The following is a 15,895-nucleotide window of genomic DNA, read 5'->3' as shown; positions in this document are numbered from 1 at the left end:
AACATCACACCAATTTTCATACGAATCTGGTTAATGAAGATCACCATACAATTAGAGCGTTTTGCATTACCGGTAATTTTACGTAATGCCTGACTCATCAAACGTGCTTGTAAGCCCATATGTGAATCACCCATCTCGCCTTCAATTTCTGCGCGAGGGGTCAATGCAGCCACGGAATCGACAACGATCATGTCAACTGCACCTGAGCGAACCAGCATGTCCGCAATTTCAAGTGCCTGTTCACCATTGTCTGGCTGAGAAACCAACAGGTTGTCAAGGTCTACACCCAGCTTGCGTGCATATTGAGGATCAAGCGCATGTTCGGCATCGATGAAGGCACAAGTACCACCCGCTTTTTGACATTGTGCAATCGCTTGCAAAGTCATCGTGGTTTTACCCGAAGATTCAGGCCCGTAGATTTCTACGATACGACCTTTCGGTAAGCCACCAATACCCAAGGCAATGTCCAGGGTTAAAGAACCTGTAGACACCGTATCAACAGCCAGTACGGTGTTATCACCAAGACGCATTACTGTGTTTTTACCAAATTGTTTTTCAATTTGGCTTAGGGCAGCATTTAGCGCCTTACTTTTATTATCATCCATCTCACAACCTCAAAACGATGTCACAAAAATATTAACTTAAGTGGATGAGTTACTTTAAAACGTGTTCCACCCAAGTATAGTGACAGATTCATTCTTTATGTTCTATATCAATCCGGTCGAGTACGACAGAATATGACGCTTAAATTAATCATCGCTGTATGACCAGTCCTGGCCAAACTGTTGATCATTATCTTGTTTGAATTTGCTGATTAGTCGGCGATCTTTTTTACTTGGCCGATGTTCAGGTCGGGCTAGATTATGCAACTTTCTTTGTGTTGTAAGCAACTCTCGTCGTGCAACACTAACTTCTGTTTCTTCATACAGTTGTTGTGCAATCGGGGCTGCACCACGGTTTGCTGACAAGGCTTTGATCAGAATGGTTTTTCGATCAAAACCTTGCTGAATGGTCAGTTCCATTCCCACGCGAATTTCTTTAGACACTTTTACGCGTTCACCATTATGGTGGACTTTCCCGCCTTCAATAGCAGCTTTAGATAGGGAACGGGTTTTAAAAAAACGTGCCGCCCACAGCCATTTGTCAACACGCATACTTTCAACAGTGTTTTGTTGAGAGGGATTAGGCATATTTTTTCAGATCCTCAGCTTGTTCTAACACGACGATTAAGTCGGTTAAGTCTTGTAAAATAGCATAAGGACTTTCAGTCCGCATCTTTCCTTTAAATGAGGGCTGTGCAATGGTAATTAAATTGCCGATACCAAATTTTTTTGCACTGTTGAGTACTTTTTCTGTGTCATCTATAAAATAGGCTTGATTGATTTGGAAGGGATGAAGTGCTTGTAGTTTTTGCCAGAATTCGATCGACTCTTTGGCGTAACCGATACTTTCACTGCTGATCATCACATCAAAATAATCGGCCAGTTGAGTTTGTTCCAGTTTAAACTTTAAGCCTTCGCAATCTGCGTTGGTGGCAAGCCAGCAAGCATAGCCATTGCTTTTGAGATAATCGAGTAATTCTATACAGCCTGCACGCAGCGCAACTTTATGTTTAAATTCATGTTGCAGTGCCAAGGTGTCGACCCCAACTTTTGCGCTCCAGAACCGGGTTGAATACCAATTTAAGGTATGATTATGTTGCTGATAGAACTGAAATAGCGATTCAGTGCTGTGTTCGAGCGTGCAGCCATGCGTCGCCGCATAGCGAATGGGAAGTTGATGATTCCAGATGAAATCATCATAAGCAAGGTCAAGGAGCGTGCCATCCATGTCAAAGATGATGGTCGGTTTTTCTGAGTAATTCGGCATATATAGGTAATCTATGTTCAAAATAACAACAGCACCACAAGATGCTTTAATTTTACAGCTTATCCCTATTGTGACACAGGCATGTAAAATTTTGCGAGTGGAATATCAGGCCTATTGTGCAGGTGAAGCTTTTGATGTCGAGCAGAAAAGTGACAATTCACCTGTGACCCAAGCTGATTATCGGGTCAATGACTTTATCACCACAGCATTACAAAAAAGTTTTCCACAGATCCCTGTATTGTCAGAAGAAGGTGGCCATACCGATCGTAAGCAATGGCAAAAATTCTGGTTGCTTGATCCTTTAGATGGAACCAAAGAATTTCTGCATAAACGGCCTGAATTTACCATTAACTTAAGTTTGGTGGAAGGCGCACATACTACTTTTGCGATATTGGCAATTCCTGCTGAGCAGAGCCTCTATATTTGTCCGAAGCAAGGCCTGCCGTTGAAATTTGAGACTCAAACCGGACAATGGCTGGAATATGCAGCAGATGAACCTGACGCAGCGATTCAAGTGGGTTTAAGTCAAAGTAGCCAAGGTCGATCAAAATATAGTGAATACTTGGAAATATTAAGACACGAAGTTGAGATTATTGAGTTCAAGGCAGGGAGTGCTTATAAATTTTGTATGATGCTTGAAGGAAAGGTCGATATCTATCCACGCTTCCATCCAACGAGCGAGTGGGATACCAGCGCAGGTCAATGTTTACTGGAGCGTATTGGTGGGGGATTGGTAGATTTGCAAGGCCGCCCTTTTTTATACAATCAGCGAGATAATTTGTTGAACGGCGGCTTTATTGCCTTTAAGAATAATGAAATGAAAAAATTGGCATTCCGTGCTCTAGGACTTATGGCGAACATGTATTGAGGTGATGTTTTAACATGTTATAGTGTACCGAACCATGTTTAATCTTTGGCTGCATCATGGCGCTAGACCTACTCCCTGCAAGTATGCTCAAGGCAATTGATTTATTGCCCGATGCAAAAACACCTGTAACTTTATTTACTCGGCATTCTATTCGTGAAGTAGTGGCTGGGCAGGGTTTGGCTGGCTACGATTTGCAGTTAACCTCGCAAGGTCGCGATTTGGCACAGGCGTGGGGAACTTATTTAATTGAAAATACCGACCGCAGTATTCAACACTGTATTTCAAGCCCCATTCAGCGTTGTGTCGATACAGCAGTTTTAATGATTCAAGGTGCAGATTCGAGTACACTTGCGCAGAATACGCATTGTATTGAAATTGTCGAGCAAGGCTTGTTGGTTGAACCGGGGAGTTTTGTGCTGGATATTAAACAGGCAGGTCCATATTTTATAAAACAGGGCGCTTTAGGCTTCATTAATAGTTTTGTTAATAATGCCTTGCCGGGAATGAAACATCCGATTACGGGCGTAGTAGACGTATTAGAGCTTATTTATAACACCCATCCACAAGATCATTTTGGTCTAAGTTTGGCAGTTAGTCACGATACGATTTTAGCGGCAATTATTGCTGTGATTTCGGGGCGTAATACCATTAGTCGAGAAGACTGGCCTCAAATGATGGAAGGTCTATTTGTCTGGTTTGAAGGTGACGAGTTTTTAGAATCAAAACTTAAATGGATTTGGCGCGGTAAAGTCAATGAGCTTTCGATTCGAGAGTTTCAGGAATTAGAGAAATAAAAGAGTTACTTATAAGAATAAAAATTTATCAATATAATTTTAAATCAAAAAACTATAATTGCATCTTTTCTTCCACAATTTTAAATATTTGATCTATATTAATACTATCTAAGCTTAAGATAGAGTTAGGTATCAATCGTTCAAAACTTCAATCTTAAACTCAGAAATTTCGTATAAATAAATGTGTTTACAGGCCCTATTCTTGAATAATAAATTATGTTGAGCAGATGAAATTATTTGGCATATTGTTTGATATGATCTTAAAAAAAGTTCCTAGAGAAAAAAGAAGAATTAAGAAAACAGTGGGATTAAAGCACGACGTATTTATCAAAAATTCATTTAATTGTGCGGTCTGATTCAATATGCTTAAAATAATACATTCGTAAATCCAAAGATTCGAGCATATGGTTATTCAGAGCTTATGTCTTAGATTCAAAACGATTTAAACAAATAAATTAGCCCTCAGATGAGGGCTAATTTATATCTATTTAAGATTTTTAAACTTAATCACCGCGCTATTATTGCTATCAAGTAACTTCAATTCATTCTTCGAGGCATCGTAACTAACAACCTAGCTTAAGGCTTGAGAGAATTTTTGGGATAAATTAGTTGCACTTGAACACGCATTATTTTCTATTGCTTTTAGATTTGCAAATTTGATCTGAGTTCCCATAACCGCATAACCTCCCATGAATTTGTTACATCCATCGGTGCCGCTTACTTCATGACTATCAAATCTCATAGCGGGGAGAGCAGACTGTGTCGGGTCAGCTTTATAAACAACTTGATTGATTTCGGTTAGAACCCAATTTTTATTCTGTAATTGGGTTAAATTTTGATCAGTAGAGGGATTTGGTGTAGATGTATTGCAACCAGCCAAGGTTAAAGAAGTGACTATACTGGTTACAAGAATAATTTTTCTTAACATTGCTTTTCTCCAATTAATTTAATACTTAAAGATAATTGTGAGGCAGTCAAAACAAATTTTAGTTTATAAAATTTTCTTAGAATTCATTTGATTATTAACTAATCCTCTACAAGAGTTGATCTGAAAATAAACATGTATCACTTTGAGTAAACAGGAGGTATTAAAAAATAAAAATATTAAAACTCAATTATAAGGTGTGGTTAGAATTATTTATTAATCATATGTTTATTGGATAAATAATTTAAGCAGGATTTACCCAATGGGCTTTTTTAATTGATTACAGGCTAATCTTAATGAGCTTAAAGAGTTTAAGTGCAAAAAGTTAAGATATTTACACTGTAAATGAAGAAATTTCGGGCGTAAAAAAAGCCCTTAACGGGCTTTTTTCAATGCAACAACTTAGTTAGCCAAAGCTTTAACTTGTGCATTCAAACGGCTCTTATGACGAGCAGCTTTGTTTTTATGGATGATGCCTTTATCAGCCATACGGTCAATTACAGGTACCGCAGTTTTATATGCTTCTGAAGCAGCAGCATAATCACCAGCAGCGATTGCAGCTACTGTACGTTTAAGATAAGTACGAACCATAGAACGTAAGCTAGCGTTGTGTTTGCGTGCTTTAACGTTTTGACGAGCACGTTTTTTAGCTTGAGCAGAGTTTGCCACTCGTGCACTCCTTGAATTAGATTGGTCTGGGCGGGCTGAAATTGCAACTGAAAACCTTCATCAGAAGAATTATCACCAGCCCGTAAACAAGTGCCATATTGTGATTAAACTATGACGTTAAGTCAAGTCTTGACTTGCTTTGACAACATTTTAGATGCATAAAAAGTATAAAGAAACCGTTAGATTAGTAATAACCTATAGAGATTGCTTAAAAAATGACTAAATCAATTAAAAGTGCGATTGTAATTGGAGCAACGGGTTTAGTAGGTCTTGAGCTACTGAAACAACTTAATCGTATAGAAAGTTGCGAGAAAATTACAGCTGTTGTCCGTCGTGAAGATTTGACACTCAAACGCTTAGAAAAAGTACAACAATTCATTTTGGATGATTTTCTGTTACTCAATGACGAAGATGTGAATGGATATAGTCATGCATTTAGTTGTTTAGGGACAACGCTAAAAAAAGCCGGATCTAAGCAAAAATTTCATGATATTGATTATGAAATAAATGTACATTTTGCCGATTTGTTTGAATCGACCCATACTCACTATTTGCTGATCAGCGCGATGGGCGCCAATACCAATTCAAATTTTTTCTATAATAAAGTAAAAGGTGAATTGGAAAAGCATATCCAGAGTTTAGATCTGCAATGTGTGTCGATTTTGCGTCCTTCATTATTGTTGGGTGATCGTCCAGAACAACGCAGCTTGGAAGACCTGACACAAAAGCTCTATCAGAAACTTTCGCATTTAGTTCCCAATTCATTTAAATATAAGCCAGTGACAGCAAAGCAGGTGGCTCATACTATGGTCGAGGCAGCGCAAACTCAAACTGAAAAGTTTGAAATTTATGATAATTTACGTATACAAAATTCTAAATGAGGGAGCTGAAAAGTGTCTAATGCAGCATTTGTAACTTGCGATTTACTTGACGACAATCCAGAAAAAGAAATTCAGGTGATAACACCATCCATCGATGGTAAATTCTTTAAAAGCTATGGCGCACGTAAAAGTTTTACGGGTCAGGTCGTGACTGTGAAATGCTTTGAAGATAATTCGCGGGTAAAAGAACTGCTTGCGACTGATGGTACCGGTAAAGTGCTGGTGGTCGATGGTGGGGCTTCAATGCGCTGTGCCTTGATGGGCGACATGATTGCAGAGTCAGCGGTTAAGAACCACTGGAATGGTGTAGTCATCTCTGGCTGTATACGAGATGTTGATGCGATTGCTGAATTGGATCTGGGGGTACATGCATTGGCTGCAATTCCACAAAAAAGTAATCGCAAAGGCATTGGCGAGGTCGATTTAACTTTGTATTTTGGTGGGGTAAGCATCCATTCTGGCGATTATCTCTACGCGGATAATAATGGAATTGTGATTGCAAAAGAAAAATTAGTCGACCTATAACGACAGTTGCATAAGGATAAAAATGGTGAATCATCAAATTAAAGTTGTACAGGCTTTAGCTTCAGCCTTGACTGCAGGTGGACGCGGAGTTAGTGGCACTGCCTTTCCTCAACAGCCGGAAAAACCACTCAAACTTTATGAGTTTGAAGGTTCTCCATTTTGCCGTCGTGTACGTGAAGTCATGACTTTATTAAATCTGGATTATGAGGTTTATCCTTGTCCAAAAGGTGGACAGAAGTACCGAAAAATTGTTCAAGAGAAAGGTGGAAAAAAACAATTTCCATTTTTTATTGATGAAAATTCGGGTACTCAAATGTATGAATCCCAAGATATCATCCATTATTTATTTAAGCATTATGGTCGAACTGGGAAAACGCCGAAAAAATTTGCGCACTATCCCAAAATTCCTGTGGCTGCTTTTGCGGGAACAATCATTAATGGTGCACGTGGGGTGTGGGTGAATAAAAAAATTATTGATCGTGAAGTGCCTAGCCAACTTTTAGAGTTATGGGGTTTTGAAGCGAGTCCATTTACACGAATTGTACGTGGTGTTTTAACTGAATTGGAACTTCCATTCATATTTCATAATGTGCCTAAAGAGCGCTGGCAAGATATGGGTCCCGCAGTTTTACGGCTGAAGCCAGGAAGGTATCAACCCCTACACGGCGGTAAACGCGCAAAAGTGGTTGAAATTATGGGACGTGATATCCAGGTTCCTTATTTGGTCGACCCGAATACAGGCGTGAAAATGTTTGAGTCAGCCGATATTGTTAAATATTTAAAAAAACAATATAGCTGAATGATCAAACGACAATCAAGAAACAGCTAAATCAGCTGTTTTTTTATCTCAATGAATCAATTTATTCAGGTTTTGTTGTATAAACATTTAAAAGGTACCATTTCCCAAGCTACAGGAATGAAGGTTACAACTTGGGTATGAGGTCTGCCTAATTGAGTACACTTATTCAATATGGTTAAGGATGCATGAACTTCATTGACTTGGCTTTGAAACTTGCTTGAACGAAGTTTATCTTCCAATTGTTTGATGTAGTAAATCTGGGCTTCGAGCAAACATCATCCATGATCAACCAAGCAAATTTTCCAGAGCATTGTTGAATCGTAGCATCAGAATAGCTTTGATTTAGAGCTTGTCTGCCATTTGATTGTGCAGACTATTGACTATAGGTCGCCAACTGAACCATGATATTTCCATGGTTGGTCAGAGCTTGGTTGAAGAAGATTAATGGGTGATTGGATAAGTTTTAGGTGCAGGTTTAGTCATCTAAGAATAATATTGTTGATTCGCCATTATTCATATTTTTGTGCAACAAAGCCATTTAAAACTAAATAATATTCATGGGTTTGAGGGTTTGAAAACTTTAAATCTAAAAGATTTGAATCAATTTTTTTAAACAGCAACTTGTCCAAAAATTGAATCTTTAAGTGGTGGTGCAAAAGGTATGGTGATGAAACCGGTTTGGTTTCAGCGTTTAAATCTTTGGCGAAGTAAAGTATTTAATGTCTCTTCTACAGGAGAATTAACAGGATTTAATCGCTGCTTTGGTAACCCGAATAAACTTGCAATAATGACTTTCGCAAGAAGTCTAGTAATCTAGATGTTTTGATTATCAATCCTGATTTATCTGCTAATCCAAATGATGTAAGACACTATCATGATGAAATGGTGCAAATAGATACGCATATTTATTTAACAACTTCATATTATCGAATTGGAAATAAATTAAAATTTAAAAGTTATTTTGCTTTTGATTTTTCTAAAACATAAACTTTAGTGCTTCTAGAGTATAAAAAAGGGAAACTTTGATTTCCCCTTATTGTTTGGTTTATTCTTGCTCTGCAGCAGATAATAACATCAGAATCGATTCATTTAACAAGTTTACGATGTCTTCCAGCATATCTGGATCATAAAGATTTTCATCAAGTAATACCGGATTGCCATCGGCCAATTGTTTTAAAATCGGTGCAAATGCATCTGAAATACAAATGCCTTCACCATTGGCCCAGAACAGCAACTCATCTTCATCTTCGGTATAAAGCAGGCGTGATGCCGGCTCAAGAATAAGTGAATAACCTTGATCCAAAGCTTCTTCTAAATCACCTGTACCCAGTGCTTCAGCCTCCGGAATATTTTCCGGATATTTTGGCTCCGACATCAGGCTCATCAGTGCATCTTCAAGCACGGTTGGATTTTGCAATTGTGCTAAAAGTTCTGCTTTTAAATACTCAAGTTCAGCTGGACTGATCTGACCGATCGAGCTGATTTTATCGCGGATGATGTCAGTGAGTGGATTTTTAAGCAATTGATCATCGGCAAATTTATCACTGACGCGATCCATCATTTCAGCCACATTCGGCATACGGAAGCCAAATGAATATGTCAGACAGTCATCTTCTGCGACACCGTAATGAGACAAACCGGGTGGCACGTAGAGTAAATCGCCCGGTGCTAAAACTTCATCAAAATTGACATCTATCTCTGGCAGTAATTTTAACGGTTGACCTGCAATAAATTCGCTTTCGGCATCACACATTTGTCCCAACTGCCAGCGGCGGTGTCCATGACCTTGAACTAAAAATACATCATAAAAGTCAAAATGTTTACCGACTGAGCCGCCTTTTTGGGCATAGGACACCATGATGTCATCGCGACGCCATTGCGGAATAAACGGAAATTTTTTCCACAGTTCTGCAAGATCAAAAGAGTAGTGATCTACAGCTTGTACCAGTAAAGTCCAAAGTTTTGGCATCTTCTGGAAATCAGCTTTGATTAAAGGCGATGATTTCACAGACCATTGGTTTGGATCTTTATCTTTTTGTTTGATGAGGCGGGCACTGATATTTTCATCCAGTGCAAGTTCCATGACATCGCTAGGTTCTAAAAGATTCGCAATTTCAGGAAGCGCATTACGCACCAGTAATGGTTTTTTCTGCCAATATTCGGCAAGGAATTGTTCAGCGGTAATTCCGCCTAAGACATCTAAAGGTTGAGACATACATACAGCCTAAAATTAAGGAACTAAAATATTCAATTGACGCAGGATATGGCACAGCTGAATCATCGGCATACCCATCAAAGTGGTTTGGTCTTGTCCAGTCATTTGCTCAAACAGGCTAATCCCCAAGCTTTCACATTTGAAACTGCCGGCACACATTAAAGGTTGTTCTACTTCAATATAACGCTCAATTTCAGCAAGACTGAGCTTGCGAAATTTAACCTTATAGTGTTCAACCAGCGTTTGTTCAAAGCCGGTAGACAACTGTTGCACACTTAAGGCGGTACTGAAATATACGATTTTATCGGAATTGGCTCGCAGTTGTTTCACCGCTTTTTCAATAGTGAGCGGTTTGCCAATAAAAATATCCGGTGCACCTTCACGCCAAGCCACTTGGTCAGATCCAATCACAATTGCTTCTGGATACTGTTCTGCAATGGCTTTGGCTTTATCAAAAGCCAGTCTTTTGGCTAAATGATCCGCATGATTTTCACCACGAGGAGATTCATCAATATCAGGCACAATGCTTTGATAATCGATGCGAAGGCGGTTCATTAAGTCTTTACGAGTTTGGCTGCTGGAAGCCAAAATAATTTGGGGAGTACTCATTACACTGCATATTCCATAAGCACATCAAGCGGAACATAGGAGAGTACAGCTTGATGGCAAGCTTGAACTTTAATCGGAGGAGCGATACCGGCTTGGTATGCTTCAACCCAACGGGTCACACAAATACACCAAAAATCACCGGGCTCTAAACCTGGAAAATCGACTTCGGGTAAAGGTGTGATCAAGTCATTACCTACTTTTTGCGAAAAATTAAGAAACTCAGCGGTCATCTGTACGCACATTGTATGCTGACCTAGATCGGTTGTCGCAGTATGACAAAAGCCGTTACGAAAATATCCGGTAATAGGAGCATAGCAACAGCTAGCCATAGGTTCGCCTAAAACATTTAAACGGTTGATATTTGGATCTGGGTGAATAGACATAAGCTCTAAATCATGGAGTGGCTTTTGACTATGATAATCAAAACTTTGCCTTTCGACAGCTTTTATGCAAAAGAAGCTAACCTTTTTCTACATAATCATTTAAAATCGGGCGGTTTTTATATCTATAAAGAGAGCTATACATGAATTTTCAGCGTATGACTGACCTCGATTTAACAGGTAAACGTGTTCTTATCCGTGAAGATTTAAACGTACCTGTGAAAAATGGTGAGATTACAAGTGATGCACGTTTACGCGCTGCGCTTCCTACAATTAAAGCAGCGGTAGAAAAAGGCGCTGCGGTAATGGTTTGTTCTCACCTTGGTCGTCCCGTTGAAGGTGAACCTAAACCAGAACAGTCTTTAGCTCCTGTTGCTGCTTATTTGACTCAAGCTTTGGGTCAAGACGTTAAATTATTGACTGACTACTTAGATGGTATTGAAGTTGCCGCAGGTCAGGTGGTATTGCTTGAAAACGTGCGTTTCAACCCGGGTGAAAAGAAAAACAATCCTGAACTTGCACAAAAATATGCAGCACTTTGCGATGTATTTGTGATGGATGCATTTGGTACGGCGCATCGTGCAGAAGCCTCGACTGAAGGCGTAGCGCGTTTTGCCGCTGTTGCAGCGGCAGGTCCATTACTTGCAGCTGAACTGGATGCTCTAGGCCGTGCACTTAAAACACCTGCATCTCCAATGGTTGCCATTGTTGCAGGTTCGAAAGTTTCAACTAAACTGGATGTGTTAACTTCTCTTTCTGGCATTTGTGACCAAATTATTGTTGGTGGTGGTATCGCCAATACCTTCTTGGCTGCTGCTGGTTACAATGTGGGCAAATCACTTTGCGAAAATGATTTGATCGACACAGCCAAAGCTATTGCTGCAAAAGTATCAGTTCCACTTCCAACAGACGTTGTGGTTGCAGATGCAGCTGAAATTAACTTTGCTGATTTCTTGGGTTCATTGGCTCAAGCAAAAGCCGTAGTTAAAAACGTTGCGGATGTAACCGACAACGACATGATTTTAGACGTTGGTCCAGAAACTGCAAAAGCATTTGCTGAAATTATTAAAACCTCAAAAACGATTCTTTGGAATGGTCCAGTGGGTGTATTTGAAGTCGATCAGTTCGGTGAAGGCACCAAAGCATTGTCTTTAGCAATTGCTGAATCAGCAGGTTTCTCTATTGCGGGTGGTGGTGATACATTGGCTGCAATCGATAAATATGAAGTAGCTGACAAAATTGGTTATATTTCTACCGGTGGTGGCGCTTTCCTTGAATTTGTAGAAGGTAAAACACTGCCTGCAGTTGCTGTATTGCTTGAGCGTGCTTAATTTTTAGATTAGATCAGAAACTTTAAATCAGATTAAGCCATAAATTAAATATGACAAAAGGTTGACTCGGGTCAGCCTTTTGTCATGGTGCAGTACATATTGCAGTCATCAAAATGAAATATATCTGCAATAATATGACCTTCATTAAATCTCCTGTCCTAGGAAAATCTGATGAACTTGAAATTAATACTTGCAGCGCTTCTTATTGCACCTTTAGCTTTAACTGCTTGTGCCAAGAAAGATGAAGCTCCAAAAAATGATGCAGCTGCAACAGCGGCTGTAGAAGAAAAAATGACACCAGAGCAACAAGCGGCAATTGACTCACTTGATAAACCTGTTCTGGATGAAAAAAATACAGATGTACCTGCGGAAATAGCCAATGCGAATGCAGATGAAGCAACTCCGGTAGCCGAAGCTGCAGCTTCTGAAGCCACAGCACCTTAAGTTTGTTATGTTTTATTTAAAAGTCCCTGCATAAGCAGGGATTTTTTTTGAAATAGTGTTTTTTATTACTGAATTGAAATGATTCACCATGTAGAATATGGGGCATCAACTGGGAGGACATTATGGCACTTATCTCATTGCGCCAGCTCTTGGATCACGCCGGCGAACACAACTACGGCGTACCAGCGTTTAACGTAAACAACTTAGAACAAATGCGCGCAATTATGTTAGCCGCAGACGAAACGAATTCACCTGTTATTGTTCAGGCATCTGCGGGTGCTCGTAAATATGCAGGCGCTCCGTTCTTACGTCATTTAATTTTGGCAGCAATTGAAGAGTGGCCACATATTCCAGTGGTTATGCATCAAGATCATGGTACTGACCCTGATGTATGCCAACGCTCAATCCAACTGGGCTTTTCATCAGTCATGATGGATGGTTCATTAGGTGCGGACGGTAAAACGCCTACAAGTTACGAATACAATGTTGATGTAACACGTCGTACAGTTCAAATGGCGCATGCTTGTGGTGTTTCAGTTGAAGGTGAAATTGGTTGCTTGGGCAGCCTTGAAACCGGTATGGCTGGTGAAGAAGATGGCGTAGGCGCTGAAGGTATTCTTGACCATTCTCAGCTTTTAACCTCTGTTGAAGAAGCGACTCAATTCGTTGCAGATACCAATGTAGATGCTTTGGCCATTGCAGTGGGTACTTCACACGGTGCGTACAAATTCACCCGTCCACCTACAGGTGATATTTTAGCCATTGACCGCATTAAAGAAATTCATGCGGCATTGCCAAATACCCATCTTGTGATGCACGGTTCAAGCTCTGTGCCACAAGAATGGTTGGCTGTAATCAATGAATTCGGCGGTGACATCAAAGAAACTTATGGTGTGCCAGTTGAGCAATTGGTTGAAGCAATCAAGCACGGTGTTCGTAAAATCAACATCGACACTGACTTACGTTTGGCATCAACCGGTGCGATGCGTCGTATGATGGCAGAAAAACCAAGCGAATTCGATCCACGTAAATTCTTCTCAGCAACTGTAGATGCAATGAAACAAATCTGTGTAGACCGTTACACAGCATTTGGTACTGCGGGTCATGCAGACAAGATTCGTCCAATTTCTTTAGAGAAAATGGTAAATCGTTATAAATAATCCTTAAGGATTATTTATAATCAAAAGCCCACCTCTGTTGTGGGCTTTTCTGTATTTTATAACTAAAAAATAAGGCAAAAGATGGAACTTATATTTGCAGCGGCATGCTGTAGTGTCATCATCTCAATTCTGTTAAAGCTCGCTAAAGCCAAAGGTTTTGATGCATTGCAAATGATTGTCTGGAACTATGCATCTGCCAGTTTGTTATGCTTTCTCTGGTTTAAGCCAGATCTGCAGCATATTTCCATACTCAATACGCCGTGGTGGTTAATTGTTGCCTTAGGTGTTTTGCTGCCGAGTATTTTTTTATGCTTAGCTAAATCATTGCAATATGCAGGCATTATTAAAACAGAAATTGCCCAGCGTCTATCTGTAGTTCTCTCACTTTTGGCCGCATTTTTTATTTTTCAGGAACAGTTCAATACCGTAAAAATCATCGGTATTGCTTTGGGAATTGCGGCAGTAATCAGTATTTTATTGTCCCATCAAACCGAGACAGGGCAGCCATCTTCAAAGCAGGCGATGTTATATCTTGCCCTGGTCTGGTTTGGCTATGCCTTGATTGATGTGTTGCTCAAGTACACCACCGGATTAGGCGTACAGTTTGCCGTCGCCTTAAATTTAATGTTTATCTGTGCCTTTATATTGTCATTGACTTATATTGCGATTACTACAAAAACTGCGGGTAGCCAAAAGAACATGCTGGCTGGACTGGGCTTGGGTGCGCTGAATTTTGCCAATATTGCACTCTATGTTAAAGCGCATATTTTATTGAAAGACACACCTGCAATTGTGTTTGCAGGCATGAATATTCTCGTAGTGCTATTTGGTGCATTCAGCGGCTTAATCATCTTTAAAGAAAAATTAAAGCTTGCTACTGCTGCAGGTTTACTTTTAGGTGTGACTAGTGTGCTTTGCCTAGCTTATGCGATATCTGCTTGAATAGGGTTTTTGCAAAAGTCTTCGGGTGCTTAACCATGTCAATGGTGTCGGCAGTTCCCAAAAGTAAGCCAGCCTGTTTGCATTCTGGACATGTCGGATAAAAAGAAATCGCATTGGTGGAATATTGATGCATATAAATTTTGTTGCAGTGTGTACATTCAAATTTCATGGGCATTTTAGTTGTAGCAGGAATCATGATATGAACCACCTTTTATTTTTAGCGCAAATATACCTCAATATTGTTGCAAGAATAAGACCTGAAATGACATAAAAGGGTACGATACCCCCCTTTTATTGTAATAAATCGTTAATTAAAGCTGAGTGAAAATCTGTTCTTTGTCTAGACGTGATTTTGGCAGTTGGGCATTGAAATCATTTTCACTACGATAACCAAGTGTCAGTAATACTGAAGGGATTAAGCCTTTTTCTGTTAACTGTAATTCATCACTGATGATTTGTTCATCAAATCCACCAATGGGTGTTGCATCAATGCCTTCAATTCCAGCAGCCAAAAGAATTTGACCTAAAGCAATAAAGGTTTGATTTTCCGCCCAGCGCTGAATATCACCTTTTTCATTGCGATAATAATTGACATAACCGCTACGGCTATCTTTTTGGCCTTGTTTGGCGATTGAGTCTTTAAAACGACCACTAATATCATCTTGAGTAAGCAAGTTATCTAAATGCTGTTCACTGATATCTGCTTTAGTACAGAACAAAATAGTATGTGAAGAATCTAGAACTTTGGGCGCGTTATAGGCATATTTTCCCACCAGTGCTTTGGCGATCCGTTCTTTAGCTGCCTGATTATCCGCAATAAAAAAGTGCCAAGGTTGGATATTGATAGAAGATGGAGTTAAACGTAAGATTTCTAATAAACGTGCAACCTGTTCCTTGGGGATTTTTCGAATAGGATCATAGGCTTTGGTGGTATAACGGGTTTTCGAGACGTTTAAAAGATCCATGAATGATTACTCCACTTGTAAAGTATATTAATATTTTACATGAAATATTAATATAAGAGGTTGGGATTAGACCTAAGTAACTTATATACATTGGGATCAATTCTATAAACTTTTTTTGATCCATCAATAATAGCGGTATTGAAGATAACTTTTTGTGATTCAAGTAATTGTACGGAAGGATTTTTGGGATCTAAAGAGCTTTCCGTACTTTGTTTGTTTATAAATAAAGATAAAATATGTTTTTCATCGTGATTGAGTTGGCTTACTGTTCGTTGGTATTTAATTTGATTACTTTTTAGCTGTATTTGTTCTTTCTTATATCTAAAGAATTTTAAACATAATGTATAGATAATGATAGAAAGGCTTAAAAGGTAAATAAGGATAAAAATAGTTTTATAGGTGTGAATAAACGTACTAAGTGTGGAATCTACTTCCATGAATGAAGTAATAAAAAGTAAAAGTAGAAAAATATTAAGAATTATATTGATAGTATAAGGTGAAATATTATTTTTCATTTCA

At 39.2% G+C, this 15,895-nt stretch carries 19 protein-coding genes and 1 pseudogene; 9 read left to right on the top strand and 11 right to left on the bottom strand.

Annotated elements, in window-relative coordinates; genetic code table 11:
- From recA to E0H80_RS14350, 3 genes are all read right to left on the bottom strand, one after another.
- The coding region (gene recA / locus E0H80_RS14360; RefSeq protein ID WP_131366869.1) for a recombinase RecA at nt 1-605 on the bottom strand (605 nt) is incomplete at its 3' end.
- 144 nt (nt 606-749) lie between these two features.
- Nucleotides 750-1,190: an RNA-binding S4 domain-containing protein gene (locus E0H80_RS14355; protein ID WP_131366867.1), complete on the bottom strand. Its 441-nt coding sequence runs from the start codon at nt 1,188-1,190 to the stop codon at nt 750-752.
- Nucleotides 1,183-1,869, bottom strand: a complete 687-nt coding sequence (locus E0H80_RS14350) for an HAD-IA family hydrolase (RefSeq protein ID WP_131366865.1) — start codon at nt 1,867-1,869, stop codon at nt 1,183-1,185. The genes E0H80_RS14355 and E0H80_RS14350 overlap by 8 nt, the downstream gene beginning before the upstream one ends.
- Before the next feature lie 13 nt (nt 1,870-1,882).
- On the opposite strand from E0H80_RS14350, the gene E0H80_RS14345 reads away from it, so the two are divergent.
- Both E0H80_RS14345 and E0H80_RS14340 read left to right on the top strand, forming a co-directional pair.
- Nucleotides 1,883-2,737: a 3'(2'),5'-bisphosphate nucleotidase CysQ family protein gene (locus E0H80_RS14345; protein WP_131366863.1), complete on the top strand. Its 855-nt coding sequence runs from the start codon at nt 1,883-1,885 to the stop codon at nt 2,735-2,737.
- Nucleotides 2,738-2,793: 56 nt separating this feature from the next.
- Nucleotides 2,794-3,531 carry a histidine phosphatase family protein gene (locus E0H80_RS14340; RefSeq protein WP_067865600.1) on the top strand — a complete coding sequence of 246 codons (738 nt, stop codon included), beginning with the start codon at nt 2,794-2,796 and terminating at the stop codon, nt 3,529-3,531.
- A gap of 571 nt (nt 3,532-4,102) precedes the next feature.
- On the opposite strand, the gene E0H80_RS14335 is transcribed toward E0H80_RS14340, so the two are convergent.
- On the bottom strand, nt 4,103-4,459 hold the full coding sequence (locus E0H80_RS14335; RefSeq protein WP_228260003.1) for an META domain-containing protein: 357 nt from the start codon (nt 4,457-4,459) through the stop codon (nt 4,103-4,105).
- Between the two features lie 399 nt (nt 4,460-4,858).
- Nucleotides 4,859-5,125, bottom strand: coding sequence for a 30S ribosomal protein S20 (rpsT, locus tag E0H80_RS14330; protein WP_005010321.1), 267 nt, complete (start codon nt 5,123-5,125; stop codon nt 4,859-4,861).
- Nucleotides 5,126-5,340: 215 nt separating this feature from the next.
- Between rpsT and E0H80_RS14325 the strand changes: the two genes are divergently transcribed.
- The 3 genes from E0H80_RS14325 to E0H80_RS14315 are packed head-to-tail and all read left to right on the top strand — an operon-like array spanning nt 5,341 to nt 7,330.
- Nucleotides 5,341-6,006: a nucleoside-diphosphate sugar epimerase gene (locus E0H80_RS14325; protein WP_131366861.1), complete on the top strand. Its 666-nt coding sequence runs from the start codon at nt 5,341-5,343 to the stop codon at nt 6,004-6,006.
- A gap of 12 nt (nt 6,007-6,018) precedes the next feature.
- On the top strand, nt 6,019-6,531 hold the full coding sequence (gene rraA, locus E0H80_RS14320) for a ribonuclease E activity regulator RraA (RefSeq protein WP_131366859.1): 513 nt from the start codon (nt 6,019-6,021) through the stop codon (nt 6,529-6,531).
- 22 nt (nt 6,532-6,553) lie between these two features.
- Nucleotides 6,554-7,330 carry a glutathione S-transferase N-terminal domain-containing protein gene (locus E0H80_RS14315; protein ID WP_131366857.1) on the top strand — a complete coding sequence of 259 codons (777 nt, stop codon included), beginning with the start codon at nt 6,554-6,556 and terminating at the stop codon, nt 7,328-7,330.
- A gap of 65 nt (nt 7,331-7,395) precedes the next feature.
- Here the strand turns inward: E0H80_RS14315 and E0H80_RS16915 are convergent.
- From E0H80_RS16915 to E0H80_RS14300, 4 genes and pseudogenes are all read right to left on the bottom strand, one after another.
- Nucleotides 7,396-7,578, bottom strand: a pseudogene (locus tag E0H80_RS16915) (hypothetical protein); the annotation flags it as partial.
- 797 nt (nt 7,579-8,375) lie between these two features.
- Entirely contained in the window at nt 8,376-9,545 is a 1,170-nt protein-coding gene (locus E0H80_RS14310; protein WP_131366855.1) for a cupin domain-containing protein, read from the bottom strand.
- A 15-nt stretch (nt 9,546-9,560) separates the two neighbouring features.
- A complete protein-coding gene (locus E0H80_RS14305) occupies nt 9,561-10,154 on the bottom strand; it encodes a Maf family protein (protein ID WP_131366853.1) in 594 nt (197 codons plus the stop codon).
- Nucleotides 10,154-10,537, bottom strand: a complete 384-nt coding sequence (locus E0H80_RS14300; protein WP_067865629.1) for a DUF2237 family protein — start codon at nt 10,535-10,537, stop codon at nt 10,154-10,156. Before E0H80_RS14300 ends, E0H80_RS14305 begins: the two co-directional genes overlap by 1 nt.
- A gap of 140 nt (nt 10,538-10,677) precedes the next feature.
- Between E0H80_RS14300 and E0H80_RS14295 the strand changes: the two genes are divergently transcribed.
- From E0H80_RS14295 to E0H80_RS14280, 4 genes are all read left to right on the top strand, one after another.
- Nucleotides 10,678-11,865, top strand: a complete 1,188-nt coding sequence (locus E0H80_RS14295) for a phosphoglycerate kinase (RefSeq protein ID WP_131366851.1) — start codon at nt 10,678-10,680, stop codon at nt 11,863-11,865.
- 171 nt (nt 11,866-12,036) lie between these two features.
- Entirely contained in the window at nt 12,037-12,309 is a 273-nt protein-coding gene (locus E0H80_RS14290) for a hypothetical protein (RefSeq protein WP_131366849.1), read from the top strand.
- Between the two features lie 122 nt (nt 12,310-12,431).
- Nucleotides 12,432-13,469: a class II fructose-bisphosphate aldolase gene (fba, locus tag E0H80_RS14285; RefSeq protein ID WP_131366847.1), complete on the top strand. Its 1,038-nt coding sequence runs from the start codon at nt 12,432-12,434 to the stop codon at nt 13,467-13,469.
- Between the two features lie 81 nt (nt 13,470-13,550).
- Nucleotides 13,551-14,411 carry a DMT family transporter gene (locus E0H80_RS14280; RefSeq protein WP_131366845.1) on the top strand — a complete coding sequence of 287 codons (861 nt, stop codon included), beginning with the start codon at nt 13,551-13,553 and terminating at the stop codon, nt 14,409-14,411.
- 311 nt (nt 14,412-14,722) lie between these two features.
- Here the strand turns inward: E0H80_RS14280 and nfsB are convergent, their stop codons facing one another.
- Together nfsB and E0H80_RS14265 are read right to left on the bottom strand one after the other, a co-directional pair.
- Nucleotides 14,723-15,376, bottom strand: coding sequence for an oxygen-insensitive NAD(P)H nitroreductase (gene nfsB, locus E0H80_RS14270; protein WP_131366841.1), 654 nt, complete (start codon nt 15,374-15,376; stop codon nt 14,723-14,725).
- A 47-nt stretch (nt 15,377-15,423) separates the two neighbouring features.
- Nucleotides 15,424-15,891, bottom strand: coding sequence for a super-infection exclusion protein B (locus tag E0H80_RS14265; RefSeq protein WP_131366839.1), 468 nt, complete (start codon nt 15,889-15,891; stop codon nt 15,424-15,426).
- Nucleotides 15,892-15,895: the final 4 nt, after the last annotated feature.

Origin of the sequence: Acinetobacter sp. ANC 4779 (genome assembly GCF_004331055.1) — a bacterium.
In the GTDB taxonomy this organism is placed as follows: Bacteria; Pseudomonadota; Gammaproteobacteria; order Pseudomonadales; family Moraxellaceae; genus Acinetobacter.
This window is presented reverse-complemented; position numbering and strand designations above follow the sequence as displayed.

Coding starts and splice junctions, on each gene's coding strand:
- E0H80_RS14355 (WP_131366867.1), bottom strand. CDS start 1,190: ATGCCTAATCCCTCTCAACAAAACACTGTTGAAAGTATGCGTGTTGAC.
- E0H80_RS14350 (WP_131366865.1), bottom strand. CDS start 1,869: ATGCCGAATTACTCAGAAAAACCGACCATCATCTTTGACATGGATGGC.
- E0H80_RS14345 (WP_131366863.1), top strand. CDS start 1,883: ATGTTCAAAATAACAACAGCACCACAAGATGCTTTAATTTTACAGCTT.
- E0H80_RS14340 (WP_067865600.1), top strand. CDS start 2,794: ATGGCGCTAGACCTACTCCCTGCAAGTATGCTCAAGGCAATTGATTTA.
- E0H80_RS14335 (WP_228260003.1), bottom strand. CDS start 4,459: ATGTTAAGAAAAATTATTCTTGTAACCAGTATAGTCACTTCTTTAACC.
- E0H80_RS14325 (WP_131366861.1), top strand. CDS start 5,341: ATGACTAAATCAATTAAAAGTGCGATTGTAATTGGAGCAACGGGTTTA.
- E0H80_RS14315 (WP_131366857.1), top strand. CDS start 6,554: ATGGTGAATCATCAAATTAAAGTTGTACAGGCTTTAGCTTCAGCCTTG.
- E0H80_RS14310 (WP_131366855.1), bottom strand. CDS start 9,545: ATGTCTCAACCTTTAGATGTCTTAGGCGGAATTACCGCTGAACAATTC.
- E0H80_RS14305 (WP_131366853.1), bottom strand. CDS start 10,154: ATGAGTACTCCCCAAATTATTTTGGCTTCCAGCAGCCAAACTCGTAAA.
- E0H80_RS14300 (WP_067865629.1), bottom strand. CDS start 10,537: ATGTCTATTCACCCAGATCCAAATATCAACCGTTTAAATGTTTTAGGC.
- E0H80_RS14295 (WP_131366851.1), top strand. CDS start 10,678: ATGAATTTTCAGCGTATGACTGACCTCGATTTAACAGGTAAACGTGTT.
- E0H80_RS14290 (WP_131366849.1), top strand. CDS start 12,037: ATGAACTTGAAATTAATACTTGCAGCGCTTCTTATTGCACCTTTAGCT.
- fba (WP_131366847.1), top strand. CDS start 12,432: ATGGCACTTATCTCATTGCGCCAGCTCTTGGATCACGCCGGCGAACAC.
- E0H80_RS14280 (WP_131366845.1), top strand. CDS start 13,551: ATGGAACTTATATTTGCAGCGGCATGCTGTAGTGTCATCATCTCAATT.
- nfsB (WP_131366841.1), bottom strand. CDS start 15,376: ATGGATCTTTTAAACGTCTCGAAAACCCGTTATACCACCAAAGCCTAT.
- E0H80_RS14265 (WP_131366839.1), bottom strand. CDS start 15,891: ATGAAAAATAATATTTCACCTTATACTATCAATATAATTCTTAATATT.